Annotated in this window: 9 protein-coding genes and 3 rRNA genes; 6 read left to right on the top strand and 6 right to left on the bottom strand. The window is 62.1% G+C overall.

Annotated features, from left to right (window positions below):
- Positions 1-55: 55 nt before the first annotated feature.
- From ACFTE1_RS02305 to ACFTE1_RS02285, 5 genes are all read right to left on the bottom strand, one after another.
- Entirely contained in the window at positions 56-256 is a 201-nt protein-coding gene (locus tag ACFTE1_RS02305; protein ID WP_380618291.1) for a hypothetical protein, read from the bottom strand.
- A gap of 184 nt (positions 257-440) precedes the next feature.
- A 5S ribosomal RNA gene (gene rrf, locus ACFTE1_RS02300) occupies positions 441-557 on the bottom strand.
- 129 nt (positions 558-686) lie between these two features.
- Positions 687-3,809, bottom strand: a 23S ribosomal RNA gene (locus tag ACFTE1_RS02295).
- A gap of 362 nt (positions 3,810-4,171) precedes the next feature.
- Positions 4,172-5,702 (bottom strand): 16S ribosomal RNA (locus ACFTE1_RS02290).
- Together the 16S, 23S and 5S rRNA genes form the textbook arrangement of a ribosomal RNA operon.
- A 515-nt stretch (positions 5,703-6,217) precedes the next feature.
- The gene (locus ACFTE1_RS02285) at positions 6,218-6,709 is read right to left on the bottom strand and encodes a cupin domain-containing protein (RefSeq protein ID WP_380620497.1); all 492 of its coding nucleotides are present in this window, start codon (positions 6,707-6,709) and stop codon (positions 6,218-6,220) included.
- A 67-nt stretch (positions 6,710-6,776) separates the two neighbouring features.
- Here ACFTE1_RS02285 and ACFTE1_RS02280 point away from each other — a divergent pair, with 67 nt between their 5' ends.
- A complete protein-coding gene (locus ACFTE1_RS02280; RefSeq protein ID WP_380620515.1) occupies positions 6,777-7,256 on the top strand; it encodes an RrF2 family transcriptional regulator in 480 nt (159 codons plus the stop codon).
- 18 nt (positions 7,257-7,274) lie between these two features.
- On the opposite strand, the gene ACFTE1_RS02275 is transcribed toward ACFTE1_RS02280, so the two are convergent.
- A complete protein-coding gene (locus ACFTE1_RS02275; RefSeq protein WP_380620495.1) occupies positions 7,275-8,273 on the bottom strand; it encodes an aldo/keto reductase in 999 nt (332 codons plus the stop codon).
- Between the two features lie 85 nt (positions 8,274-8,358).
- Here ACFTE1_RS02275 and ACFTE1_RS02270 point away from each other — a divergent pair, with 85 nt between their 5' ends.
- From ACFTE1_RS02270 to ACFTE1_RS02250, 5 genes are all read left to right on the top strand, one after another.
- A complete protein-coding gene (locus ACFTE1_RS02270; protein WP_380620493.1) occupies positions 8,359-9,048 on the top strand; it encodes a TetR/AcrR family transcriptional regulator in 690 nt (229 codons plus the stop codon).
- Between the two features lie 327 nt (positions 9,049-9,375).
- The gene (locus ACFTE1_RS02265) at positions 9,376-9,465 is read left to right on the top strand and encodes a potassium-transporting ATPase subunit F (RefSeq protein WP_380620491.1); all 90 of its coding nucleotides are present in this window, start codon (positions 9,376-9,378) and stop codon (positions 9,463-9,465) included.
- On the top strand, positions 9,465-11,189 hold the full coding sequence (gene kdpA / locus ACFTE1_RS02260; RefSeq protein WP_380620489.1) for a potassium-transporting ATPase subunit KdpA: 1,725 nt from the start codon (positions 9,465-9,467) through the stop codon (positions 11,187-11,189). The genes ACFTE1_RS02265 and kdpA overlap by 1 nt, the downstream gene beginning before the upstream one ends.
- Positions 11,190-11,198: 9 nt before the next feature.
- Positions 11,199-13,343 (top strand): potassium-transporting ATPase subunit KdpB, encoded by a 2,145-nt coding sequence (gene kdpB, locus ACFTE1_RS02255; protein ID WP_380620487.1) that lies wholly within the window; start codon positions 11,199-11,201, stop codon positions 13,341-13,343.
- Positions 13,344-13,345: 2 nt separating this feature from the next.
- Positions 13,346-14,224: a potassium-transporting ATPase subunit C gene (locus ACFTE1_RS02250; protein ID WP_380620485.1), complete on the top strand. Its 879-nt coding sequence runs from the start codon at positions 13,346-13,348 to the stop codon at positions 14,222-14,224.
- The last annotated feature ends 47 nt before the right edge of the window (positions 14,225-14,271 follow it).

Here is a 14,271-nt window from a genome sequence, read left to right as displayed (position 1 = left end):
TCATCGGGGCTCAACCCACGGCAGAATGCGCCGGACGAAAGTCCGGCGCACGCCATCACAGTAGTGACAGCAGGATAGGAACGGCCTTCAAGACCTCCCACATCCCAACGCTCGTCACGAACGCTGTCACTAGCCGGCTCTTGGGATGCCGACCGAAGAAGGCTTTCCACTCCTCCAGGGAGTGGTCCAACTCCTTGGGCATGTCTCCCACTAACCGGATCAGCTGTAACAGCCGACTGGATTTCTCGTTGTCCACAGAACGTTCCTCCTGTTTTCAGTGGAATGGATCTACGTGGAAACGTCGCTCAACGCAAGTCGAGCGAGTCCAGCAGAGGCGCCTATTATCCTCCATCAATCGATATTAGTCAATATCTAAGGGCAAAAGGAAGGGGTCCGTTTCCCCTACCAGGAAACGAACCCCTTCCTCCATCATGTTTAATGTTTGGCGGCGACCTAATCTCCCACACCCTCTCGAGTGCAGTACCATCGGCGCAGGGAGCCTTAACAACCAGGTTCGGAATGGAACTGAGTGTACCCCTCCCGCTAACACCACCAAACAAACCCACGAGACACAAACATATCCTCGGGATCCGAGGTGTGCTGCCTCAGAATCATATAGCGTGCGTGAATATCTCGTTTAGCTCTCTACCGTTTCAACACCCATATGCAACCCAATGGGTTGAATATTGGTTAAGCCCTCGGTAATTAGTACCGGTCCACTCCACACCTCACGGCGCTTCCATGCCCAGCCTATCAACCCCATCATCTCTAGGGAACCTCACCAGCAATAACGCTGACGGAGACCTCATCTCGAAGCACGCTTCCCACTTAGATGCTTTCAGCGGTTATCGCTCCCGAACGTAGCCAACCAGCCATGCCCCTGGCGGGACAACTGGCACACCAGCGGTTCGTCCATCCCGGTCCTCTCGTACTAGGGACAGCCCTCCATCAAATCTCCAACGCGCGCGGCGGATAGGGACCGAACTGTCTCACGACGTTCTAAACCCAGCTCGCGTGCCGCTTTAATGGGCGAACAGCCCAACCCTTGGGACCAACTCCAGCCCCAGGATGCGACGAGCCGACATCGAGGTGCCAAACCATCCCGTCGATATGGACTCTTGGGGAAGATCAGCCTGTTATCCCCGGGGTACCTTTTATCCGTTGAGCGACACCACACCCGTACGTTGATGCCGGATCACTAGCCCCAACTTTCGTTCCTGCTCGACCCGTCAGTCTCACAGTCAAGCACCCTTATACGCTTACACTCACCAACTGGTTTCCAACCAGCCCGAGGGCACCATTGAACGCCTCCGTTACCATTTAGGAGGCAACCGCCCCAGTTAAACTACCCACCAGGCACTGTCCCCCAACCCGATCAGGGCCGAAGGTTAGACACACCATTTAGCCAGAGCAGTATTTCACCAACGACTCCACCAACACTAGCGTGCCAGCTTCCCAGTCTCCTGCCTATCCTACACAAACCAAACAACATGCCAATACCAAGCTATAGTAAAGGTCCCGGGGTCTTTCCGTCCTGCCGCGCGAAACGAGCATCTTTACTCGTACTGCAATTTCGCCGAGCATATGGTTGAGACAGCAGGGGAATCGTTACGCCATTCGTGCAGGTCGGAACTTACCCGACAAGGAATTTCGCTACCTTAGGATGGTTATAGTTACCACCGCCGTTTACTGGCGCTTCAATTCACCACGACAGGCCAAAGCCTTAATGGATCCTCTTAACGTTCCAGCACCGGGCAGGCGTCAGTCCATATACATCACCTCACGGCTTAGCATGGACCTATGTTTTTAGTAAACAGTCGTTCCCCCCTGGCCTCTGCAACCCCCACCAGCTCACAGTCGCTTGACTACACCAGCAAGGGCCCTCCTTCTCCCGAAGTTACGGAGGCAATTTGCCGAATTCCTTAACCATACATAACTCGAACGCCTCAGTATACTCTACCTGACCACCAGTGTCGGTTTAGGGTACTGGCCGAACCACACTCGCTAGAGGCTTTTCTCGACACCACGGAATCACGGAATTCACTCAAAAGAACTATGCATCAGCGCTCACCCACATGTGCTCCGGATTTACCTAGAACACGGGCTACCACCTTACCCCGCCTAAACCACCAGACGGTACCGCTATCCCCATGCGTCACCCCATCACTACACTAACAACAGAAAGGACCCCAACCAGATCACGATAGAAAAGAACCGAAGCCCTCAACCACCAGTCACCAGCCAGTTAGCATAACTGCCTTCGCACAACACGTATGATTCGGGTACCGGAATATCAACCGGTTATCCATCAACTACGCCTCTCGGCCTCGCCTTAGGCCCAGACTAACCCAGAGCGGAACAACCGTCCTCTGGAACCCTTAGTCAATCGGCGGACCAGATTCTCACTGGCCTCACGCTACTCATGCCTGCATTCTCACTCGCACACACTCCACGGACACACCCTGTTGGGCTAGCTCACGCTTCCGCTTCCCCGCATGTACGACGCTCCCCTACCCAACGCCCGACTCACAAGTGAATCAGACTTTGCTACGGCTTCGGCGGTGCACTTCAGCCCCGCTACATTATCGGCGCTCAACCACTCGACCAGTGAGCTATTACGCACTCTTTCAAGGATGGCTGCTTCTAAGCCAACCTCCTGGCTGTCAACGCGATCAAACATCCTTTTCCACTCAGCACACCCTTAGGGGCCTTAGCCGGTAATCAGGGCTGTTTCCCTCTCGACAATCGATCTTCTCACCGACAGTCTCACTGCCAACCATGAATAATGGCATTCGAAGTTTAACTCGAGTCAGTAACCAACACGGCCCATTCCCGAATCAGAGCCCTACCACCACTACACATAAACATTGACGCTGTACCTAAATACATTTCGGGGAGAACCAGCTATCACGGAGTTTGATTGGCCTTTCACCCCTACCCACACCTCATCCCCCCAATTTGCAACTTAGGTGGGTTCGGGCCTCCACACGCTCTTACACGCGCTTCACCCTGGACATGGGTAGATCACCCCGCTTCGGGTCTAGAACACACAACTCAACGCCCTATTCAGACTCGCTTTCGCTCCAGCTACCCCACAACAGGTTAACTTCGCTGCATACCCTAACTCGCAGGCTCATTCTTCAAAAGGCACGCCATCACCCACCCGACAAGCAAAAACTCATCGCCAGGCTCTGACGGATTACAGGCACACGGTTTCAAGCACTATTTCACTCCCCTCCCGGGGTACTTTTCACCATTCCCTCACGGTACTCATCCACTATCGGTCACCAAACCTCTTTAGGCTTACCAGACGGTCCTGGCAGATTCACACAAGGCTCCACGAACCCCGCACTACTCGAGCATCAGACCCGAACCCATGAACATTCCTTCGCCTACGGGACTATCACCCACTACGGTCGGCTTTCCCACACCATTCGACTAAAACATCCACAGAGAACCTGTTCCCGGCAGGAAACAACGATCCAACCTCACAACCCCGCATCCGCAACAGCTGCCGCCTTGACACGAACACGGTTTAGCCTCCTCCGCTTTCGCTCGCCACTACTCACGGAATCACTATTGTTTTCTCCACAGCAGGTACTAAGATGTTTCACTTCCCCACCACACCACTACTCGCCCTATACATTCAAGCGAGAGCAACCGACCACCAAGCCGGCTAGGTTACCCCATTCGGAAACCCTGGGATCAACGCCCTGTTGACAACTCCCCCAGGAATATCGCAGCCTCACACGTCCTTCATCGGTCATTTGGCACCAAGGCATCCACCATGCGCCCTCATTAACTTAACCAACACACACAGGTGTCAATCAGATAGAAAACATAAAGACACTCACGCACACTATACAAATCTCAAACAACACACCAGCCCACCCCCTCCACCACACACGCGGCTTCAGAAACAGACCAGGCTCCGAGACGTATTGCCTCAGAACCTAAACAGGGTGCCAGCACCAGAAGAAAACACAAAGTACTCTCTCACTGGTGCTGAAGGATAATCAACGTACGTCTTGCTCTGACACACCAAAAAAACATTCAGTCTTACACACCCCGAACACTCACAGAGACAACCGAATGTCACCTCTTCAACGATCGGGATGGTCGGAAACCAACAGTTACTAAAACTTCACCGTAGCCTCCATAGACTCCTTAGAAAGGAGGTGATCCAGCCGCACCTTCCGGTACGGCTACCTTGTTACGACTTCGTCCTAATCGCCAGCCCCACCTTCGACCGCTCCTCCCCACAAGGGGTTAGGCCGCAGGCTTCGGGTGTTGCCAACTTTCATGACGTGACGGGCGGTGTGTACAAGGCCCGGGAACGCATTCACCGCAGCGTTGCTGATCTGCGATTACTAGCGACTCCACCTTCATCGAGTCGAGTTGCAGACTCGAATCCGAACCAAGACCGGCTTTACAGAGATTCGCTCCACCTCACGGTATCGCTGCCCGCTGTACCGGCCAATGTAGCATGCGTGAAGCCCTGGACATAAGGGGCATGATGACTTGACCTCATCCCCACCCTCCTCCGGTTTAACACCGGCAGTCTCCCGCAAGTCCCCACCATTACGTGCTGGCAATACAGGATAAGGGTTGCGCTCGTTGCGGGACTTAACCCAACATCTCACGACACGAGCTGACGACAGCCATGCACCACCTGTCACCCAGTCCGAAGAAACCACTATCTCTAGCAGCGTCCGGGTGATGTCAAACCCAGGTAAGGTTCTTCGCGTTGCATCGAATTAATCCGCATGCTCCGCCGCTTGTGCGGGCCCCCGTCAATTCCTTTGAGTTTTAGCCTTGCGACCGTACTCCCCAGGCGGGGCGCTTAATGCGTTAGCTACGGCACAGAGCAGAAAAACCACCCCACACCTAGCGCCCACCGTTTACAGCATGGACTACCAGGGTATCTAATCCTGTTCGCTCCCCATGCTTTCGCTCCTCAGCGTCAGTACAAGCCCAGAGATCCGCCTTCGCCACCGGTGTTCCTCCACATATCTGCGCATTCCACCGCTACACGTAGAATTCCAATCTCCCCTACTTGCCTCAAGCCTGCCCGTATCCACCGCAAAACCCCAGTTAAGCCGAGGCCTTTCACGGCAGACGCGACAAGCCGCCTACGAGCCCTTTACGCCCAATAAATCCGGACAACGCTCGCGCCCTACGTCTTACCGCGGCTGCTGGCACGTAGTTAGCCGGCGCTTATTCAAACACTACCGTCAACACAGCAAAAACCATGCCTTCGTCATGAATAAAAGGAGTTTACAATCCGAAAACCGTCATCCTCCACGCGGCGTCGCTGCATCAGGCTTCCGCCCATTGTGCAATATTCCCCACTGCTGCCTCCCGTAGGAGTCTGGGCCGTATCTCAGTCCCAATGTGACCGGCCGCCCTCTCAGGCCGGCTACCCGTCGCCGTCTTGGTAGGCCACTACCCCACCAACAAACTGATAGGCCGCAAGCCCCTCCCAGGCCGAAAAAACTTTCCACACCAGACCATGCGATCCGATGTCATATCCGGTATTAGCCACCGTTTCCAATGGTTATCCCAGAGCCTAGGGCAGGTTACTCACGTGTTACTCACCCGTTCGCCACTCGAGTACCCCCGAAGGGGCCTTTCCGTTCGACTTGCATGTGTGAAGCACGCCGCCAGCGTTCGTCCTGAGCCAGGATCAAACTCTCCAACAAAAAACTATAAATAGAATGTGCCGAAGCGATACCTGACCGATTCTTGTAAATAAAGAAATCAACAGTCAAATACAAACCATGAACCCACCAGAAACCCGAAAGCCCCCAGCAAATCCAATGGCCCGCACGCTGACCATCCAAACACCCTGTTCAGTTCTCAAACAACACGCCACAACCAGATCCAGTAAGCTTCGCTTGACTTTCCCCGATCGGAGCAACCCCACTAATCTACCAGAACCACAACCAGAGTCAATAACGACCCCCTGTGACCCCGACGACTAGCAAAGCCGAAGACCGCCACCAACCCTCCAGACCAACAACCACTCACCGAACCCGGTTCGTCGTTTTCCTGTCCGTCTGTCCGGTTGTCCCGGCGACAAGAAATAATCTACGGCATTGGTCCGGGAGCCCTGAAAAAGGGGGTTGACAGTAGTGACCCAGCACTCCATTGGGGCAGACGCGAGTTGGAGCAGAATAAGCAGGATCGCTGGTCATGACCATTGGGGCGCAATATTTCAGCGAGCGCGAGCCGCTTCCCAAGCCGGGCTGGGCACGTAGTTGTTGTCGTATTCCAGGCTCGAAGCGGGGATCTCGGAGGCGTCGGCGCTTCCTTTAACGACGCGCTCGAGAAGGCGGTAGTAATCGAAACGGTCGGCCGCGGGTGAGAAGACGGCGAGCACGTCGGCGTCGGAGTCGGAGGTGGCGCCGAAAGCGTGTGGCGTGGAAGCGGGCAAGTGGATGAAGTCGCCGGCTTCGAGGATCTCGGTTGATTCGTTGACGAGCACTTGGAGCCGGCCGGAGATGACGAAGAGGGACTCGGTGTACTTCGTGTGGAAATGGGGAGGCGCGCCGTCGGCGCCCTTGGGGAAGCTGGAGCGGGTGATGGAGAGGTGGCCGGAAGTCTGGGCGGCGTCGGCGAGGAGGGTCATGACGCTGCCGTGGGCGTGGTCGAGCTTTTCGGCGGAAGAGGCGCGGGCCAGGTGGACCGGGTTCGAAGTCTTGTTCATAATCTAGATATTATTTGTCTAGATAAGTTCTGTCAAGGCCGTTGGGGGTTAGGATCGCGCCATGAAGATGAGTGAGGGCGTGGAGTGGGCGGCGCATTGCTGCCTGGTGTTGGACTGGATGGACGGCGAGGCGATGCCCACGGCGAAGCTGGCGGCGGCGTTCGAGCTGCCTGCGCATTATCTGAACAAGCAGTTGCAGCCGTTGGCGAAGGCGGGAATCCTGACCTCCACGGCCGGGAAGAAGGGCGGCTTCCGGCTGGCCAGGCCGTTGGAGGAGATCACGTTGATGGACGTCGTGGCGGCGATAGAGGGGCCGCAAGAGGCCTTTCAGTGCACCGAGATCCGACAGAAGGGCGTGTGGGCGGATGAGCCGGAGTCGGCCTTCAAACTGCCGTGCGCGATAGACGGGGCGATGAAGTCGGCGGAGTTGGAGTGGCGGAAGGCTCTGGCGTCGAAGACGCTGGCCGATATCAGCGCAACCGCGTGCGGTCAGGCTCCGGGGTTGAAGGACCGGGTGCGTGACTGGTACGCGCAGAGGGGCCGGTGACCCGGCCCCTCGAAGTGCTCACTTCTCACTGTCGAGTTCGGCCATGAGCGGTTCCGGGTAGCGGTCTCCGGCGACCCGGTCGGCGGGCACGGCGGCGGAGATGGCGTCGAGGTCGGACTGGGTGAGCTCCACGTCGGCAGCAGCGAGGGACTCGGCGAGGCGTTCGCGGGTGCGAGCGCCGACCAGCGGAACGATGTCCGTGCCTTGGGCCGCGACCCAGGCGATGGCCGCCTGGGCGGTGGTCAGCCCTTTGGCCTCGGCGACCTTGCGGAGTCGCTCGACGAGGGAGAGGTTGCGGTCGAGGTTCTCGTCGCGGAAGCGGGGACTGAAGGAGCGGAAGTCCTGGCCGGAGAGGCCCCGGTCGGGGGTCCAGTGCCCGGAGAGCAGCCCGCGGGAGAGGACGCCGTAGGCGGTCACGCCGATGCCCAGTTCGCGGACGGCGGGCAGGACGTCCCGCTCGATGCCGCGGCTGAAGAGGGAGTACTCGATCTGGACGTCGGTGATCGGGTGGACGGCGTGGGCGCGGCGGATGGTCTCCGCGCCGACTTCGGAGAGCCCGATGTGGCGGATGTAGCCGGCCTCGACCATTTCGGCGAGCGCGCCGACGGTCTCCTCGATGGGGACGTTCGGGTCGAGCCGGGCGGGCCGGTAGATGTCGATGTGGTCGACGCCCAGGCGCTTGAGGCTGTAGGCGAGGGAGTTCTTGACGGCCTCGGGCCGGAGGTCGTAGCCGAACCAGGCGCCGTCGGGGCCGCGGAGGGCGCCGAACTTGACGGATATGAGGGCCTGGTCGCGGTCGCGGCCTCGCAGCGCGCGGTTGAGGAGCATTTCGTTGTCGCCCATGGCGTAGAAGTCCCCGGTGTCGAGGAGGGTGACGCCGGCGTCGAGGGCGGAGTGGATGGTCTTGACGGCTTCTTCTTGGTCGGCGGGCCCGTAGAGGGCGGACATGCCCATGAGGCCGAGTCCGAGGTTCGCGGTGGTGACGGGGCTGGTAGTTCCGAGTTGTGCGTCGCGCATGATCGTCCTTTGCGTTATCGGTGATATCAGTGTTGCAATATCGATGTTAACACGACGCTACCATAGTTCTGGTAACATCGCTAACATGACGAACAGTGAATCCAGGGAACGCCTGGTGCGTGCGGCGATGAAGTTGGTCGAGGAGCAGGGGGTAAAGGCCCTGTCGACCAGGGCGGTATGCGAGGAGGCCGGCGTGCAGGCGCCCGCTCTGTACCGGCTCTTCGGGGACAAGGAGGGTCTGCTGGACGCGGTGGCGGAGGCGGGCTTCGAGCGCTACCTGGGTGCGAAGAAGGCCCTGGAGGGGTCCGACGACGCGCTGGCGGATCTGCGCTCGGGGTGGGACGGACACGTGCGCTTCGGTCTGGAGAACCCGGACCTCTACCGGCTGATGTTCGGCCGGGTCACGGCGGAGGGGATGGTCCGCGGCCCGATGGGCGAGGCCAAGGCGATGCTGCGGAGCCTGGTCGGACGGATCGCGGCCCAGGGAGAACTGACCGTCGACGTGGAGACGGCGGCGGACCTGATCCTGTCGGCGAACATCGGCGTGACGCTCTATCTCATCGACTCTCCCGAGGAGGACAGGGACCTGGGGCTGTCGGACGTCAGCCGGGACTCGGTGACGGGCATGATCTCTTCGCGGGAGGTCCGTACGAAGAGCCCGTTGGCGGCGCAGGCGGCGAAGCTGCGCAGCACGTTGGCGGCGACGGAGGATTGTGGACTGACCAAGGGCGAGAAGGCCCTGATGGAGGAGCTCCTGGAGCGCCTGGCGGGCTAGACCGTCAATAACCCGTCAAGATTCCCCTGGGATCCGTATGGAGGCTGTCAAGGACTCTTCACTTTGCGCGAATCGCGACGTTTACTCGTTTCGACGGCGTGAGAACGCCGTCGGAAAGGGCGCGTAGCGGACCCGTTCCTGCCGTGGGCCCCAGGGGCCCATGGGGATTCCGTCCCCCCGCGCGCGCCGTGGCCAGGGTGCCGGCCTCAAAAGCCGGCACCCGTTCTCGTCAGGAGTACAGCGCGATATGCCCGACATTGCATTCCTCGCCTTGACCGTCGCGGGCTTCCTCGTCCTCGGCACGGTCGTGAAGGCGGTGGAGAAGATATGAGCGTCGTCAATCTGATAGGGGTCGTCGCGGCCCTGGTGCTCGGCGCCTTCCTCGCAATGGCCCTCTTGTTCCCGGAGCGATTCTAGTGAAGCAGACATACTCGGCGATCGGCACTCCGTCGGACTCGGCGGCCGGAATCGTCTTCATCCTCTTGATGATCGCCGTTCTGGCGCTGGCCTACAGGCCGCTCGGCGACTACATACACCGCGTGGTGACGCGCGAGAAGCACGCGAAGGTCGAGAAGGCCGTCTACCGGCTGGTGGGCGTCAAGGCCGACCAGGACCAGACCTGGGGCGGCTATGCCCGTGCGCTCCTGGCCTTCTCGGCGGTCTCGATCCTGTTCCTCTACGGCTTCCAGCGCTTGCAGAACCATCTGCCGCTGGCCAACGGCATGGAGGGAGTGGACGCCGACCTGGCCTGGAACACGGCCGTGTCGTTCGTGACGAACACGAACTGGCAGGCCTATTCGGGCGAGGCGGTCATGGGACACCTCGTCCAGACGGCCGGGCTGGCCGTGCAGAACTTCGTCTCGGCGGCGGTGGGCATCGCCGTGGCCGTGGCGCTGTGCCGCGGGTTCGCGGCGAAGGCGACGGGGAGGATCGGCAATTTCTGGGTCGATCTGACCAGGATCGTCACGTGGGTGCTCCTTCCGATCTCGACGGTCGCGGCCGTGGTGCTCATCGCGGGAGGAGCGGTCCAGAACCTGACCGGTGCGGAGGCGACGACGCTGACGGGCGCCGAGCAGACGATCACCGGCGGCGCGGTCGCCAGCCAGGAGGCCATCAAGGACCTCGGCACCAACGGCGGCGGCATCATGAACGTCAACGCGGCCCACCCGTTCGAGAACCCGACGGCGTGGACCAACTTCGTCATCATCTTCCTGCTGCTGTGCGTTCCCTTCGCCATGCCGAGGGTCTTCGGCAGGATCGTGGGCGACAAGCGCCAGGGGCTGGCCATCGTCGGCGTCATGGGCGTCATCGCGCTCATCTCGGTGACCGCGGTGGTCGGTTTCGAGAACCTCGCAGACGGAACGGTGCCCTCGGCGGTCACGGCCGCCATGGAGGGCAAGGAGGTCCGCTTCGGCGTCACCGACTCGGCGGTGTTCGGCACCGCCACGACGCTGACGTCGACGGGGTCGGTCAACTCCTTCCACGACTCGTACACCGCGCTGGGCGGCGGCATGCTGATCCTCAACATGATGCTCGGCGAAGTCGCTCCGGGAGGAGTCGGGACCGGCCTGTACGGCATGCTCGTGCTCGCGGTGATCACCGTCTTCCTCGCCGGCCTCATGGTCGGGCGCACGCCCGAGTACCTGGGCAAGAAGATCGGCGCCCGGGAGATCAAACTGGCGTCGCTGTACTTCCTGGTGACACCCGCGCTCCTTTTGACGGGCCTCGCTCTGTCGCTGTCGGTCCCCGGCAACCTGGACTCGATGTCCAACGACGGGCGGCACGGCTTCTCGGAGATGATGTACGCCTTCGCCTCCGCGTCGAACAACAACGGCTCGGCCTTCGCCGGGTTCGGGGCCGACACGCCGTGGTTCAACACGGTGCTCGGACTGTGCATGCTGTTCGGCCGCTTCCTGCCGATCATCCTGGCCCTGGCCCTCGCCGGGTCGCTGGCGAGGCAGAGGCCCGCCCTGGGAGAAGAGACCGGTTCGGGCGGAACGGCGGTGCTGACGAAGGTCGGCGCGTTCCCCACCCACACGCCCCTGTTCACAGGCCTGGTCGTAGGAGTGACCCTCATTCTGGTCGCCCTCACGTTCCTGCCGGTGCTCGCCTTGGGCCCCATCGCCGAAGGCCTGATGTAGGAGTCTGAAGTGACCGACGTACTGGAACGCCCGGAGACGGAGCCGGAGGCTCCCGCTCCGGAGAAGAAGAACGGCCTGCTGGACATGGGCCAATGGACCGCCGCCGCGCCCAAGGCGCCGGCGAAGATGAACCCGAGGACGCTGTGGCGCAACCCGGTCATGTTCATCGTGGAGATAGGTGCCGTGTTCACCACGGTCCTGGCCGTGGCCGATCCGAGCGTGTTCGCCTGGACCATCGTGGCCTGGCTGTGGGCGACGGTGTGGTTCGCCGCGTGGTCGGAGGCCGTGGCCGAGAGGCGCGGCAGCGCCCAGGCCGACTCCCTGCGCCGGACCAAGACCGACACCGTGGCGCACATGGCAGTCGGCAGGGCCGACGGGCCGGACGCCGAGACGACCGAAGTCCCGGCCTCGGTGCTCGAACGCGGCGACCTGGTCGTCGTGAAGGCCGGGGAGACCATCCCCGGCGACGGAGACGTGGTGGCCGGAATCGCCTCGGTGGACGAGTCCGCCATCACCGGCGAGTCGGCCCCGGTCATCCGGGAGTCCGGGGGCGACCGCTGCGCCGTCATGGGCGGCACCAAGGTCCTGTCCGACCGGGTGGTCGTGGAGATCACCGCCGAGCCGGGGAAGTCCTTCCTCGACAAGATGATCAGTCTGGTGGAGGGGTCCCAGAGGAGGAAGACCCCCAACGAGATCGCGCTCAACATCCTGTTGGCGGCGTTGACGATCATCTTCCTGCTGGCCGTGGTCACCATGCAGCCGGCGGCGATCTACTCCAAGGACGTCAACGCCGCCGCGCCGGACACGAACGTCATCACCGGCGACGGCGTCACGGGCATCGTCCTGGTGTCGCTGCTGGTGTGCCTGATCCCGACGACCATCGGGGCCCTCTTGAGCGCCATCGGCATCGCCGGCATGGACCGGCTCGTGCAGCGCAACGTCCTGGCCATGTCGGGACGCGCGGTGGAGGCGGCGGGAGATGTGGACACGCTCCTGCTGGACAAGACCGGCACCATCACCTACGGCAACCGCATGGCCGACGCGTTCCTGCCCGCGACGGGCTTGGAGGAGCGGCGGCTGGCCGACGCGGCGAGGCTCTCCTCCCTGGCCGACGAGACGCCGGAAGGGCGGTCGATCGTCGACCTGGCCGTGGAAGAGCACGGCGGGGACACCGCGATCGCCGACGGCGCCGAATGGGTCCCCTTCTCGGCGGAGACCCGCATGAGCGGCGTGGACCTGCCCGGCGAGGAGGGTGTCCGGAGGATCCGCAAGGGCGCCGCCGACGCGGTGGCCGCGTGGGTCCGTGAACACGACGGCAGTTACCCCGTCGACGTAGCCGAGACCGTGGACCGCATCTCCGACAAGGGCGGCACGCCGCTGGTCGTCGCCGAGCGGACCGGGGACGCCCCGGCCGCGGTGATCGGCGTGGTCTCCCTGTCCGACGTCGTCAAGGAGGGCATGGTCGAGCGGTTCGAGCAGCTGCGCGCCATGGGCATCCGCACGGTCATGGTGACCGGCGACAACCCCCGCACCGCCCAGGCCATCGCCGACCAGGCCGGCGTCGACGGGTTCCTCGCCGAAGCGAAGCCGGAGGACAAGCTCGACCTCATCAGGAAGGAGCAGGAGTCCGGCCGCATGGTCGCCATGACCGGCGACGGCACCAACGACGCGCCGGCACTGGCACAGGCCGACGTGGGGGTGGCCATGAACACGGGCACCTCGGCGGCCAAGGAGGCCGGCAACATGGTCGACCTCGACTCCGACCCGACCAAGCTCATCGAGATCGTCGAGGTCGGCAAGCAGCTGCTCATGACGAGGGGCGCGCTGACGACCTTCTCGATCGCCAACGACATCGCCAAGTACTTCGCCATCATCCCGGCGGTGTTCATGGCCGTCTACCCGGGCCTGAGCGCGCTCAACGTCATGGGCCTGGCCAGTCCCGAGTCGGCGATCATCTCCGCGGTGGTGTTCAACGCGGTCATCATCGCGGCGCTGCTGCCGCTGGCGCTCAAGGGAGTGGCCTACCGGCCGGTGGGCTCCGCGAAGCTCTTGCGGCGCAATTTGCTCGTCTACGGCCTCGGCGGCGTCATCGTGCCGTTCGCGGGCATCAAGCTCATCGACACGCTCGTCTCTCTCATCCCGGGGGTGGTTTGAAAATGACCCGTCTACCGCGCTGGATCACCACGCACACGGCCGGGCTGAGGGCCCTGCTCGTCTTCACCGCCGTCACCGGGATCGTCTACCCGCTGGCCGTCCTGGCCGCCGCCCAGGCGCCCGGTCTGAAGGACAGGGCCGACGGCTCGCTCGTCCACAACGACGAGGGCGAGGTCGTGGGATCCTCCCTCATAGGACAGTCCTTCACTGACGAGGACGGCGACGCCGTGGAGCACTACTTCCAGTCCCGCCCCTCCGCCGCGGGAGAGGGCTACGACCCGCTCAACACCTCGGCGACCAACCTGGGCCCCGAGGACGTGCTGGACGGCCCCGACGGAGAAAGCCTCCTGACACAGGTCTGCTCGCGCAGCCTCGCCGTCGGCGAGCGCGAGGGCGTCGACGGTTCGCGCCCCTACTGCGCCGAGTCCGGGGACTCCGCCGTCGGAGCGGTTCTGGGAGTCTTCTACTCCGAGGGCCTGACCGGCGACATCGTGCGCGTGGTCAGCCTCAACGAGGTCTGCGGGACGGTGGACCGCCCCTTCCGCGAGGAGTGGAAGGGAGCGCCCGTCGAGTGCGCCGAGGAGGGGAAGGAGTACGACCGCGCCGTCGTCACCCCCGTCAGGGGGGACGCGCCGGACGAGCCGGAGGTTCCGGCCGACGCGGTGACCGCCTCCGCCTCCGGCCTGGATCCGCACATCTCCCCTGAGTACGCGGAGTTGCAGGTGAAGCGGGTCGCACAGGCCCGCGGCATGGAGGAGTCCGAGCTAGAGTCGCTGGTGGACAGGCACACCGGCGGCCGGGCTCTCGGCTTCATGGGAGACCCGGCGGTCAACGTGCTCGAGCTGAACCTGGACTTGGACGAGACCCGTCCGGTCCGTTAGTCCGGGGTGCCGGGAGGGCGGGCGTTTCGCGCCGGCCCTCCCGGCTT

This window comes from Salininema proteolyticum (genome assembly GCF_042685645.1).
GTDB lineage: Bacteria > Actinomycetota > Actinomycetes > Mycobacteriales > Micromonosporaceae > Salininema > Salininema proteolyticum.
This window is presented reverse-complemented; position numbering and strand designations above follow the sequence as displayed.